Raw genomic sequence first — 11,852 nt, 5'->3', positions numbered from 1 at the left:
GGAAGCCTACTACCGCACCGTCCGTTCCAAGTGGTTCGGGACGGGGGACTGGTCGGGAGAGGGTGAGGGGGCGCCACGCTGACATGACGGCACATGATCCGAAAGCCGACCCGTCGATGGAGGACATCCTCGCCTCCATCCGCGATATCCTGCAGGAGGATGAGGCCGGAACCAGCCCGCTGGAATTGACGGAAGCCATGCTGGTCCCTGTCCCCCGCACCCCGGCCGTACCGCCGAAGCCCGAAGCGCCTTCCATGGTGGCCGAGCCGCCGGTGGCTGTCGATATGCCGCCGCCCCCGCCACCCGAACCGGCGGCGCCACAGCAGGCAACCTCCTTGCTGGCGCCGGCCGTGGCTGCGGCCACCGCCGCGGCCCTGGGGCAATTGGCGAAGGCCGTGGCAGGGGACCGTGCGGCGCCGGTCAGCCGTGGCGGTGCCAGCATCGAGGACGTGGTAAGGGAGGAGATGCGCCCCCTGCTGAAGTCCTGGCTGGACCAGCACCTGCCCGGGATGGTGGAGCATATCGTGAAGGCCGAGATCGCCCGTTTGATGGGCCGCAACCCCGGCTGAGGCGCCGGAATCGCGACGGCCCCTTGACGCCGTGGCGCGGCGCTATCAAGCGTTCCGCCATGCTCGACAAGACCCTCTCGCCCGCCAGCTTCGAACAACGCATCTATGAAGGGTGGGAGGCCGCGGGTGCCTTCGGCGCCCGGCCCGACAGCGCGGCCGAGCCCTTCACCATCATGATCCCGCCGCCCAATGTCACGGGCAGCCTGCATATCGGCCATGCCCTGACCTTCACGATCCAGGACACGCTGATCCGCTGGCGCCGCATGCAGGGCCGGGACGCGCTGTGGCAGCCGGGCACCGACCATGCCGGCATCGCTACCCAGATGGTCGTGGAGCGCCTGCTGGCCAGCCAGGGCATCGACCGCCGCGATATCGGCCGCGAGAAGTTCCTGGAACATGTCTGGGAATGGAAGGCGCAGTCGGGTGGCAATATCACCCGCCAGCTTCGCCGCCTGGGTGCCAGCCTCGACTGGCCACGCGAGCGCTTCACGATGGATGCCGGCCTGTCCGAGGCGGTGCGCGAGGTCTTCGTCACCCTGCATGAGCAGGGCCTGATCTACCGCGACAAGCGCCTGGTGAACTGGGACCCCAAGTTCCAGACCGCTATTTCCGATCTCGAGGTCGAGAACCGGGAGATGAAGGGCAGCCTTTGGCACCTGCGCTACCCGGTGGAAGACGAGCCCGGGCGCTTCCTGGTGGTGGCCACCACCCGGCCGGAAACGATGCTGGGCGACACCGCTGTCGCCGTGCATCCGGAAGACGAGCGCTTCCGCGACTTGGTCGGCAAGTTCGTCATCCTGCCGCTGACCGGCCGGCGCGTGCCGGTGGTTGCCGATGAATACTCGGACCCCGAGAAGGGTTCCGGCGCCGTGAAGATCACGCCGGCGCATGACTTCAACGATTTCGATGTCGGCAAGCGCCACGGCCTGGCCATGCCCTCCGTGCTGGACGCCCATGGTGCGGTCTGGCTGGCGGAGATTGAGGGCGACCTGCGTGCTGTCGAAGGCGTGGCGGACCCTGAGTTCGTCCGCTCCCTGGCCGGCCAGGACCGCTTCGCCGCTCGCAAGGCGATCATCGCCGAGCTGGAGCGGCTGGAGCTGCTGGAGAAGACCGAGCCGCACAACAACGCCGTGCCGCATGGCGACCGCTCGGGCGTGCCGATTGAGCCGCGCCTGACCATGCAATGGTATTGCGATGCCGCGACCCTGGCCAAGCCGGCTATCGAGGCTGTCGAGACCGGCCGCACGGAGTTTGTGCCCAAGCACTTCGAGAATGTCTTCTTCTCCTGGATGCGCGACATCCAGCCCTGGTGTGTCTCCCGCCAGCTCTGGTGGGGCCACCAGATCCCGGCCTGGTACGCGCCGGATGGCAGCGTCTTCGTGGCGCGGACGGAGGAGGAGGCGCTGGCCCAGGCCCGCGCCAAGCTGGGCGGGGACGTGACTCTGGAGCGTGACCCGGACGTGCTTGACACCTGGTTCAGCTCCGCCCTCTGGCCTTTCTCCACCCTCGGCTGGCCCAACAAGACGCCGGAGCTGGACAAGTACTATCCCGGCGACGTGCTGGTCACGGGTTGGGACATCATCTTCTTCTGGGTGGCCCGGATGATGATGATGGGCCACCACTTCATGGGCGATGTGCCCTTCAAGACCGTCTACATCCATGGCCTCGTCCGCGACGAGAAGGGCCAGAAGATGTCGAAGTCGAAGGGCAACGTCATCGACCCGCTGGAGCTGGTGGAGAGCTTCGGCACCGACGCACTGCGCTTCACCATCGCCTCCCTGGCCACGCCAGGGCGTGATGTGAAGCTGGGCCAGAGGACAGTGGAGGTTTACCGCTCCTTCGGCACCAAGCTCTGGAACGCTGCCCGCTTCTGCGAGATGAACGGCATCGCCCCCGATGCAGGTTTCGACCCCTCGAAGGTGCAGACGCCGCTGGCCCGCTGGATTCTCGACGCGGCGAATACCGCCATCGCCGAGGCAACAGCGGCGCTGGATGCCTACCGGATAGATGACTACGCATCCGCTTGTTACCGCTTCGTCTGGAACAGCTTCTGCGACCTGTTCCTGGAATTCGCCAAACCTGCTCTGAACGGCCCCGATGGAGCCGAGAAGGTGGAGGTAAAGGGAGTCGCGCAGCATGTGCTCGGCACCATCCTGCGCCTGCTGCACCCGGTGATGCCCTATGTGACCGAGGAGCTTTGGGACCGCTTCGGCTACGGCCCCGAGTTCAGCCTGATCGGCGAATCCTGGCCGCAGCCTGTGGCCGTGCCGGGTGCCGAGGAAGCGCGCGCTGAACTCGGCTGGGTGGTGCGGCTGGTCAACGAGGTGCGTGCGGTGCGGGGCGAGATGAACGTGCCGCCTTCCGTGACGGTGCCACTGCTCTTCTCCGGCGCCACGCCGGAGACGCTGGCGCGGGCGGAGCGCTGGATTGATGCCATCCGCCGCCTGGGCCGCGCCACCGAGGTGCGGGCGCTGGAAGGCGAGCCGCCCAAGGGCGCTCAGGTGGTGGTGGACGAGGCCACGGTGCTTCTGCCCCTCGCCGAGGTTATCGACCTCGACGCCGAGCGGGCCCGCCTGATGAAGGAGAAGGTCAAGTCTGAGGCGGAGGCGCAGAAGACCGCCGCCAAGCTGGCCAATGCCGACTTCGTCGCCCGCGCCAAGCCTGAGGTCGTTGAGGAGAATCGTGAACGCCTGGCGGCACATCAGGCTGAAGCGGCCAGGCTGACAGCGGCGTTGTCCCGTATCGGCGGTTAAGGCGAGGCTGCATCGCAGGGTTGCCCAATGTTCGCGCGCGCAGGGCCTGCGCGCGTGGAACAACCGTCGCATCGTTTGGAGGATAGCGACGATGGCCATGGCACCGGCGGAGGTCCGCGATCCCCATGACACGCGCAAGCGCGTCATGGCGATTGTCGGTGGCTCCTCAGGCAATCTTGTCGAATGGTATGATTTCTACGTCTACGCCGCGACGGCACTGTATTTCGCGCCCGCCTTCTTTCCCAAAGGCGACCCTACGGTCCAGCTCCTCAACACGGCGGCGATCTTCGCGGTAGGCTTCCTGATGCGCCCGATTGGCGGCTGGCTCTTCGGCCGCATCGCCGACACCCGTGGCCGCAAGACCTCGATGGTCATCTCGGTGCTGATGATGTGCTTCGGCTCGCTGATGATCGCGGTGCTGCCGACCTATGAGAGCATCGGCCTCGCGGCGCCGGCACTGCTCTTGCTGGCCCGGCTGATCCAGGGACTTTCCGTCGGCGGCGAATACGGCACCAGCGCCACGTACATGAGCGAGGTCGCCCTGGCGCGGCATCGCGGCTTCTTCGCTTCTTTCCAATATGTCACGTTGATTGGTGGGCAGCTTCTGGCCCTGCTGGTGGTGGTGGTCCTGCAGGCCATCTACACGGGCGAGGAGATCCGCGCCTGGGCCTGGCGCATTCCGTTCTTTATTGGCGCTGGCACAGCCATCATCGCCATGTTCCTGCGCCGCGCCCTGCACGAGACCACGACGGCGAAGGAGCGTGCGTCCGAGGGGGCAGGGACCATCTCCCTGCTGCTGAAGCATCCCAAGCCCTTGCTGCAGGTCATCGGCCTGACCGCCGGCGGTAGCCTGGCCTTCTACACCTACACCACTTACATGCAGAAGTTCTTAGTGAACTCTGCCGGCTTCACTGTGGAACGCGCCAGTGGCACGATGGTCGCGGTGCTGTTCTGCTACATGTGCCTGCAGCCGGCGATCGGGGCGCTTTCCGACCGCATCGGGCGGCGCGCCTGCCTGATCGTCTTCGCTGTCGGAACCGCGGTGCTGACCGTGCCGCTGCTGAGCATCCTGGGCACCGTCACAACATCACTTGGCGCCTTCGCGGTGATCTTCGGCGCGCTGTTTATCATCAGCTTCTATACGTCCATCAGCGGTGTCGTGAAGGCGGAACTCTTCCCGCCCCAGATCCGCGCCCTCGGTGTGGGCCTTGGCTATGCCATCGCCAACTCGCTCTTCGGTGGCTCGGCTGAGTACGTGGCGCTGTGGCTGAAGAATGCCGGAATGGAAACCAGCTTCTTCTGGTATGTCTCCGGCTTCGCCGTGATCGCGCTGGTCGCGGTACTGAGTATGAAGGACACCCGCCTGCACGGCCATCTGGAGCACCCGGACGCGCCAAAGCAGCCGGTCTGACGGCAGCGCATCCCTGAACCGCCATCCCCTGGCGTGAAAGCGGACAGGGGACGGTTGCGCGGGAAAGGGTGTTGCGTAATACCAGCCTCGGGACGCAATGAAGAAAGGTTCGCCCGCATGGCTGAGCACATTTGGGACAAGTCGCGCCTTCCGAGCCGCCATGTGAGTGTCGGCCCGGAGCGTGCGCCGCACCGCTCCTACTACTATGCCATGGGCATGACGGAGGAGGAGATCGCCCGCCCGCTGGTCGGCGTCGCCACCTGCTGGAACGAGGCCGCGCCCTGCAATATCGCCCTGAACCGTCAGGCGCAGAGCGTGAAGGAAGGCGTGAAGGCCGCCTTCGGCACTCCGCGCGAATTCACCACCATCACCGTGACCGATGGCCTCGCCATGGGCCACCAGGGCATGAAGTCCTCCCTGGCCTCGCGCGATGCCATCGCCGACACGGTGGAGCTGACCATGCGCGGTCACTCCTATGATGCCATGGTCACGCTCGCGGGCTGCGACAAGTCGCTGCCGGGCATGATGATGGCCATGCTGCGCCTGAATGTGCCCAGCGTCTTCATGTATGGCGGCTCCATCCTGCCCGGCAAGTTCAAGGGGCGCGACGTCACCGTCGTCGATGTCTTCGAGGCCGTGGGCCAGCACGCCGCCGGCAACATGTCCGACGAGGACCTGCACGCCCTGGAATGCGTCGCCTGCCCGAGCGCCGGTGCCTGCGGCGGCCAGTTCACCGCCAACACCATGGCGACTGTCTCCGAGGCCATCGGCCTTGCTCTGCCCGGCTCCGCCGGCGCCCCGGCGCCTTACGAGGACCGCGACCGCTGGGCCGTGGAGTCCGGCAAGGCGGTGATGGAGCTGCTCAAGAAGAACATCCGCCCGCGCGACATCGTCACGCTGAAGGCGCTGGAGAACGCGGCCGTGGTCGTGGGCGCCACCGGCGGCTCCACCAATGCGGGCCTGCACCTGCCGGCCATGGCGCATGAGGCGGGCATCCGCTTCACGCTGGACGACGTGGCCGCCATCATGCGCCGCACCCCCTACATCGCCGACCTGAAGCCGGGCGGGAAGTATGTGGCGCTGGACGTGCACAAGGTCGGCGGCATCCCTGTCATCATCAAGGCGCTGCTGGATGCCGGCCTGCTGCATGGTGACTGCATGACCGTGACCGGCAAGACGTTGGCCGAGAACCACAAGGACGTGGTCTTCCCGACCGACCAGGACGTGATCTACCCTGTCTCCAAGGCCATCACCCCCACCGGCGGCGTGGTCGGGCTGAAGGGCAACCTGGCGCCGGACGGGGCGATCGTGAAAGTCGCCGGCATGAAGACCCTGCGCTTCGAAGGCACGGCGCTGTGCTTCGACTGCGAGGAGGATGCCTTCAAGGCCGTCGAGCAGCGGGCCTACAAGGCGGGCGACGTGATTGTCATCCGCTACGAGGGCCCGAAAGGCGGCCCAGGCATGCGCGAGATGCTCTCCACCACCGCGGCCATCTATGGCCAGGGCATGGGCGAGGCCGTGGCGCTGATCACTGACGGCCGCTTCTCCGGCGGCACCCGCGGCTTCTGCGTGGGCCATGTCGGGCCGGAAGCAGCGGTGGGCGGCCCCATCGGCCTGCTGAAGAACGGTGACAAGATCATCATCGACGCCACAAAGGGCACCATCGACGTCGATATTTCCGATGAGGAAATGGCGAAGCGGCGGGCTGAGTGGAAGCCGCGTGGCACGGACTACAATGCCGGTGCCCTGTGGAAGTATGCGCAGCTTGTGGGCCCCGCGTATCTTGGCGCTGTCACTCATCCGGGTGGTGAGGCCGAGACGCATTGCTACGCCGATATCTGATTCACTCGGTTTAACTTCGACTATTTAGGTCACTATTCCGCCCCAGCTTTGCCATGCTGGGGCGGCAGCATCTTCCTCATGGCCCGGCACGCTTGCCGCCGGGCCGGCATCCAGAAGCTCCGGGCGCCAACCGCCCGGAACAGGAGGAAGAGATGCTCAATCGTCGTGGTCTGCTGGGGGGCGCGCTCGCCGCGCTGGCCGGCACCGCCTCCCTCTCCACTATCGCTGAGGCGCAGCCTTACGGCCCGCCGCCCCGTCCACCGGGCCCTGGTGGCCCGGGCCGCCCGCCGCCACCGCCGCCGCCCCGCCGTGAGGGGCCACATGGCCGCGCGCCCAGCCGCACCGCCGTATGGCAGCCGGGCCATTGGTCCTGGCGGCGCGGCAACTATGTGTGGGTCTCCGGCCGCTGGATCGAGCGTCGCCGGCGCGGCAACTGGCATGAAGGCCGTTGGGTGGAGCGCCGTGGCCGCTGGGTCTGGGTTGAGCCCGGCTGGAACTAGGGAAGGAGGCAGCCATGCCGGGATTTGGCAGGATGCTCGCTTTGGCGGTGGTCGGAGTCGGGTTGTGCGGCTGCGTCGTGTATCCGGCGGACTATTACGGTCCGCCGCCACACCGCCATGGTTATTATGCCCCACCGCCTCCGCCACCGGGTCCGCCCCCCGGATGGTATGGTCCGCGCGCCTGGCGTTAGCCAGGAGCGGACTCAGGAGAGGGTGATGGTGACGGCGGTATGATCGGACGGCTGTTCCTGCGAACGCAAGGCCAGGTCGATCTCCGCCGCCTCCAGCCGCTCCGCCAACTCGGGGGAGAGGAGGGCGTGGTCGATGCGCAAGCCGCGATTGGTATCGAAGGCGGCGCCATAATCCCAGTAGGTATAAAGCCGCTCATTCGGATGCAGGGCCCGCAGCGCATCCGTCAGGCCCAGGTTGGCCAGCGCCCGGAAGGCCGAACGGCTTTCGGGCCGTACCAGGGCATCCGTTGCCGGCAGGGCGCCGGGGGCGAGGTCCAGCGGCGTCGGGCAGACATTGAAGTCTCCCAGGATGGCGAATGGGGTGAAGCTGTCCAGCCGCTCCGCCGCCACCTGCCGCAGCCGCTCCATCCAGCGCAGCTTATAGGCATAGCCCTCGGCGCCGCCGGAATTGCCGTTGGGCAGGTAGATTCCGGCGAAGCGCCCGCCCGCCGCCTCGACCTCGATATAGCGGGCGTGAGTATCCTCATCCTCGCCTGGCAAGGCTTCGGCCACGACCTGGAAGGGAATGCGCGCCAGCACGGCCACGCCATTGCGCCCACCGTGCTGACCGACGGCATGGCTGCGGTAGCCCAGGCTCTCGAACTCCGCGGCCGGGAACTCCTCGGTCTTGCACTTCAGTTCCTGCAGGAACAGCAGGTCGGGCTTCGTCGATTGGAGGAAGCGTTGCACATGCGGCACGCGCTTGCGCACCGAATTGACGTTCAGCGTGGCGAGCCGCAAGGGAGCCTCAGCCGATCGAGAAGGAGGCGCCGCAGCCGCAGCCCGAGACCGCCTGCGGGTTCTTGATGGCGAAGTGGGCGCCGATCAGTTCATCCGCCCAATCGAGCTGCGCGCCGGCCAGCAGGTCCAGGCTGGTGGGGTCGATGAAGACGCGGGCCTCGCCTTCCAGCACCAGGTCGTCCTCCGCCGGCGTATCCTCCAGTTCAAAGGAATACTGGAAGCCGGAGCAGCCCCCAGCCAGCACCGCCACCCGCAGCCCGGCCCCGGGACGGCCCTGACGCGCGGCAATTTCAGCCACCTGGGCGAAGGCGCGGGGGGTGACATGGAAGGTGGGGGCGGTCACGGTGCCGTCGGGCATGGCCATCGAACTCCTCAGGCTCCGCATATAGGACCACGCGGGGACGATTTCCAACCTTCCGGCGGGGCAGGGCAGGCCCGCGCCGTTGCGGCAGCGCTGGGTGGCTGGTAGAGCCCGCCGCATGGATGGCCTTGCCCCCTACGCCGTGCGGCCGGAGACCTCGCGTGGCCGGCTCTACCCGGAGCCGGGCGGCGACTCGCGCTCGCCTTTTCAGCGGGACCGGGACCGTATCATCCACAGCAAGGCCTTCCGCCGCCTGCAATACAAGACGCAGGTCTTCATCTACCACGAGGGCGACGAGTTCCGCACCCGGCTGACGCACAGCATCGAGGTGGCGCAGATTGCCCGCTCCATCGCCCGCCGCCTGCGGCTGGACGAGGATCTGGCGGAAGCCCTGGCCCTGGCGCATGACCTGGGCCACCCGCCCTTCGGCCATGCGGGGGAGGAGGCGCTGAACGGCGTCATGCGCCCCTATGGCGGTTTCGACCACAATGCCCAGAGCCTGAAGGCCGTGACGCTGCTGGAGGCCCGCTATGCGAGCTTCGACGGCTTGAACCTGACCTGGGAGACGCTGGAAGGGCTAGCCAAGCATAATGGCCCCATCCGCCGCCCGACTCCCTATTTCGTGGAATACGACGCGCGGCACCCGCTGGACCTCGGCACCCATGCCTCGGCCGAGGCGCAGGTGGCGGCCCTGGCGGATGACATCGCCTACAATAACCACGACCTCGATGACGGCCTGCGCGCCGGCCTCTTCACGCTGGAGGAAGCCTCCCAGCTGCCGCTAATCGGCGCCGCCGTGGCTGCCGCGCGGGAAGCCTATCCTGGCGTCGGCGATGGCCGGCTGGTGGCAGAGGCCATCCGGCGCGTGATCAACGCCATGATCAACGACGTGGTGGAGGAAGCCACCCGCCGCCTGGCTGCCCTGGCCCCTGCCACCGTGGACGATATCCGCGCCGCCGACCGCCCCGTGGTGACCTTCAGCGAGCGCATGACGGCCGCGAACCAGACGGTGCGCGACTTCCTCTTCGGCCGCATGTACCGCCACTGGCGCGTCAACCGCACCACGCAGAAATCCAAGCGCGTGGTGCAGGTGCTCTTCAGCCTGCTGCATGGCGGGCCGGAGATGCTGCCACCCGAATGGCGCAACCGCGCCGGCACCGCCGGCAGCGCGCAATGCGCCGCCGCCGTCTGCGACTACATCGCCGGCATGACCGACCGCTTCGCGCTGGACGAGCACCGGCGCCTGACTGACCCGCATCTTCCTGGTTGAACACGACACCCATGCCCCAAGACCCGACCGCCCCCGATATCTTCGCCGTGCTGCGTGCAGAGGTCGTGGCTTGCCTGCGCCGGCTGCTGCCCGACCTGCCGGAGGATGCCTTCGCCCGCGTGCTGGTGGAGCCGCCGCGTGACGCCAGCCATGGCGACATGGCGACCAATGCCGCCATGGTCGTCGCCAAGCTGGCGAAGATGCCACCGCCGAAGCTGGCCGCCCAGCTGTCCGAGGCACTGGCCGCGCTGCCCATGGTGGCCGAGGCGGCGCCCGCCGGCCCCGGCTTCGTGAACCTGCGCCTGCGCGAGGATTTCGTGCTGGCCCAGATCCCGGCCTTGCTGCGCGTCGGCGAGGCCTATGGCACCTCGCCCGTTGGCCAGGGCATCCGGGTAAATGTGGAATATGTCTCCGCCAACCCGACCGGACCAATGCATGTCGGCCATTGCCGTGGCGCGGTGGTGGGCGATGCGCTGGCCAACCTGCTGCTGAAGGCCGGCTACGACGTCACCAAGGAATACTACATCAACGACGCTGGGGCGCAGGTGCGGGCGCTCGCCTATGCCGCCTACTGGCGCTACCTGCAGGCCCTGGGCACCACGCTGACGGAAGAGGAATATTCCGCGCTGGTCCCGGGCGGTCTGCAGTATCGCGGCGAATACCTTATCCCGGTGGGTGAGGCCCTGAAGCAGCAGCATGGCGATGCCCTGGCCCCAGGCGCTCGGCCGGACTTCACGGAGGAGCGGCTGGCCCTGATCCAGCGCACTGCCGTCTCCATGATGATGGACGAGATCCGCGAGGACCTTGCTGCCTTGGGTGTGGTGCATGATGTCTTCATCAGCGAACTGAAGCTGGTGCAGGACGGCGTGGCTGACCGCGCCATCGCGGAGCTGAGCGCCAAGGGCTTGGTCTACGAAGGGGTGCTGGAGCCGCCCAAGGGCAAGCTGCCCGATGACTGGGAGCCGCGGCCGCAGACGCTCTTCGCCTCCACCAAGTTCGGCGACGACGTGGACCGCCCGTTGCGCAAGAGCGACGGCTCCAACACCTACTTCGCCAATGACATCGGCAACCATGCCGACAAGATCGCGCGCGGCATGCAGCAGCTCGTGCAGGTCTGGGGCGCCGACCATGGCGGCTATGTCTCGCGCATGAAGGCGGCGACCAAGGCGCTCTCCGACGGCGCCGTGCCGCTGGATGTCGTGCTCTGCCAGATCGTGAAGGTGCTGAAGGATGGCGAGCCGGTGCGCATGTCCAAGCGCGCCGGCAGCTACATCACGCTGCGCGACCTGATCGACGAGGTCGGGCGTGATGCCGTGCGCTTCACCATGCTGACGCGCAAGTCCGATGCGCAGATGGAGTTCGACCTGACCAAGGTGGTCGAGCAGTCGCGCGAGAATCCGGTGTTCTATGTGCAATACGCCCATGCCCGCTGCCGTTCCGTGTTGCGGCAGGCGGAGGACCCCTCCGCCGAGGATCTGGCCACCGCGCCGCTTGACGCCCTGAAGGACCCGGCGGAGTTGGCCCTGCTGCGCCGCCTGACCACCTGGCCGCGCACCGTGGAGGCCGCTGCTGCGGCGCGGGAGCCACACCGGATTGCCTTTTATCTCCACGACTTGGCCAGTGACTTTCATATCCTGTGGAACCGTGGGCGCGAGGATGCGACACTGCGTTTCATCCTGGCCGAGCAGCCGGAGGCGACGCGGGCAAGGCTGGCCCTGGTGGCTGCCACCGCGACCGTCATCCGCTCCGGCCTCGCTGTGATGGGCGTCACGCCTGTTGAGGAGATGCGGTGAGCGAAGCGCCAATTCCGTCCTACCGGGTTCGCAGTGCGGCGAACGAGGGTTCGTCCACGCGCATGTTCATGATGGCCGGCGGCCTGGCGGCCGTGGTCGGTGTTGGAGCCTTGGTGGGCTGGGGCATCACCCGGCTGACGACGCACCGGCCGATCCCGGTCATCGAGCCCGATTCGCGCCCGGTGAAGATCCGCCCCGATGACCGGGGCGGGCTGCGCGTGCCGAATCAGGACGAGATCATCTTCGAGCGCCGGGGAACCACCAGCGGCTACGAGCCCTCTGGCCGCCTCGCGCCGGCCGCCGAGGCGCCGAACCTGGATGCCCTGCGCGCCGCCACCGCGCCGCCCCCCGCGCCCCCGCAGGTAGCGGAAGCCGCGCCACC

General features: G+C 67.5%; 9 protein-coding genes and 1 pseudogene. 8 read left to right on the top strand and 2 right to left on the bottom strand.

The window, feature by feature from the left end; translation table 11 throughout:
- Positions 1 to 83 precede the first annotated feature (83 nt).
- From IBL25_RS20735 to IBL25_RS20715, 5 genes are all read left to right on the top strand, one after another.
- A complete protein-coding gene (locus IBL25_RS20735; RefSeq protein ID WP_187780409.1) occupies positions 84 to 569 on the top strand; it encodes a DUF2497 domain-containing protein in 486 nt (161 codons plus the stop codon).
- Positions 570 to 628: 59 nt separating this feature from the next.
- On the top strand, positions 629 to 3,322 hold the full coding sequence (locus tag IBL25_RS20730; protein ID WP_187780408.1) for a valine--tRNA ligase: 2,694 nt from the start codon (positions 629 to 631) through the stop codon (positions 3,320 to 3,322).
- A gap of 91 nt (positions 3,323 to 3,413) precedes the next feature.
- A complete protein-coding gene (locus tag IBL25_RS20725) occupies positions 3,414 to 4,733 on the top strand; it encodes an MFS family transporter (protein ID WP_187780407.1) in 1,320 nt (439 codons plus the stop codon).
- A gap of 117 nt (positions 4,734 to 4,850) precedes the next feature.
- The gene (gene ilvD, locus IBL25_RS20720; protein WP_187780406.1) at positions 4,851 to 6,575 is read left to right on the top strand and encodes a dihydroxy-acid dehydratase; all 1,725 of its coding nucleotides are present in this window, start codon (positions 4,851 to 4,853) and stop codon (positions 6,573 to 6,575) included.
- 152 nt (positions 6,576 to 6,727) lie between these two features.
- Entirely contained in the window at positions 6,728 to 7,075 is a 348-nt protein-coding gene (locus tag IBL25_RS20715) for a YXWGXW repeat-containing protein (protein WP_187780405.1), read from the top strand.
- Positions 7,076 to 7,278: 203 nt separating this feature from the next.
- On the opposite strand, the gene xth is transcribed toward IBL25_RS20715, so the two are convergent.
- Together xth and IBL25_RS20705 are read right to left on the bottom strand one after the other, a co-directional pair.
- Positions 7,279 to 8,046 (bottom strand): exodeoxyribonuclease III, encoded by a 768-nt coding sequence (gene xth, locus IBL25_RS20710; RefSeq protein WP_187780404.1) that lies wholly within the window; start codon positions 8,044 to 8,046, stop codon positions 7,279 to 7,281.
- 7 nt (positions 8,047 to 8,053) lie between these two features.
- A complete protein-coding gene (locus IBL25_RS20705) occupies positions 8,054 to 8,410 on the bottom strand; it encodes a HesB/IscA family protein (RefSeq protein ID WP_187780403.1) in 357 nt (118 codons plus the stop codon).
- A 115-nt stretch (positions 8,411 to 8,525) separates the two neighbouring features.
- On the opposite strand from IBL25_RS20705, the gene IBL25_RS20700 reads away from it, so the two are divergent.
- The 3 genes and pseudogenes from IBL25_RS20700 to IBL25_RS20690 all read left to right on the top strand — a co-directional run.
- The gene (locus IBL25_RS20700) at positions 8,526 to 9,677 is read left to right on the top strand and encodes a deoxyguanosinetriphosphate triphosphohydrolase (protein ID WP_187780402.1); all 1,152 of its coding nucleotides are present in this window, start codon (positions 8,526 to 8,528) and stop codon (positions 9,675 to 9,677) included.
- An 11-nt stretch (positions 9,678 to 9,688) separates the two neighbouring features.
- Positions 9,689 to 11,470, top strand: coding sequence for an arginine--tRNA ligase (gene argS / locus IBL25_RS20695; protein ID WP_187780401.1), 1,782 nt, complete (start codon positions 9,689 to 9,691; stop codon positions 11,468 to 11,470).
- Positions 11,467 to 11,852: pseudogene (locus IBL25_RS20690) on the top strand (hypothetical protein); the annotation flags it as partial. The gene argS and the pseudogene IBL25_RS20690, both read left to right, overlap by 4 nt.

The sequence above is a fragment of the Pseudoroseomonas ludipueritiae genome (genome assembly GCF_014490445.1).
Lineage (GTDB): Bacteria > Pseudomonadota > Alphaproteobacteria > Acetobacterales > Acetobacteraceae > Pseudoroseomonas > Pseudoroseomonas ludipueritiae.
The sequence above is the reverse complement of the archived record's forward strand: the minus strand, read 5'-3'. Positions and strand labels throughout refer to the sequence as shown.